The 528-nt window shown below is 44.5% G+C and carries 1 protein-coding gene and 1 pseudogene; one reads left to right on the forward strand and one right to left on the reverse strand.

What is annotated here, in order from left to right; translation table 11 throughout:
• Window positions 1-243, forward strand: a pseudogene (locus R7E78_RS30190) (catalase-peroxidase); the annotation flags it as partial.
• 125 nt (window positions 244-368) lie between these two features.
• Here R7E78_RS30190 and R7E78_RS30195 read toward each other — a convergent pair.
• Window positions 369-515, reverse strand: coding sequence for a cytochrome b/b6 domain-containing protein (locus tag R7E78_RS30195; RefSeq protein WP_318059152.1), 147 nt, complete (start codon window positions 513-515; stop codon window positions 369-371).
• Window positions 516-528 lie beyond the last annotated feature (13 nt).

Genomic DNA, 528 nt, shown 5'->3' on the forward strand with positions numbered 1-528 from the left:
TTTTTCATTAACCTAACCGACATGAACTACACGTGGGAACCCGTTGGCGAAAACCTTTACGAAATCCGCAGCCGTCGCTCTAAAGATGTAAAATGGACAGCGACCCGCGTCGATCTTGTCTTCGGTTCAAACTCAATACTCAGAGCCTATGCCGAGCTGTATGCACAAGATGACAACGCAGGAAAGTTCGTTGAAGACTTTGTCGCCGCGTGGACCAAAGTGATGAACGCCGACCGATTTTGATGTCATCCAAAGCGAAGCCTAATTTAACAATTAGGCATCCTTTCGATTATATTAAAATGGCAGGTATCACTTACCTGCCATTTTGTTGCTCAGAAACCTTCGAAGCACATTCTTGTTTTGTCTTATCAAGCTTTGCCCAACATTCTCAGCAACGTTCCGTCCTGCTTAATAAAATGATGCATAAAGCTGGCACCAAGGTGCAAAACTAATAGGAATGGCAACAACGCTTCACCACTAAACTCGTGGATACCCTCACCCAGATCTTTCAGCATGTGTATTTCTCTG

The sequence above is a fragment of the Vibrio sp. YT-19(2023) genome (assembly GCF_033337395.1).

Bases quoted from the DNA above. Each gene is read 5' to 3' on its own strand.
- R7E78_RS30195 (WP_318059152.1), bottom strand. From the start codon at position 515: ATGCTGAAAGATCTGGGTGAGGGTATCCACGAGTTTAGTGGTGAAGCG.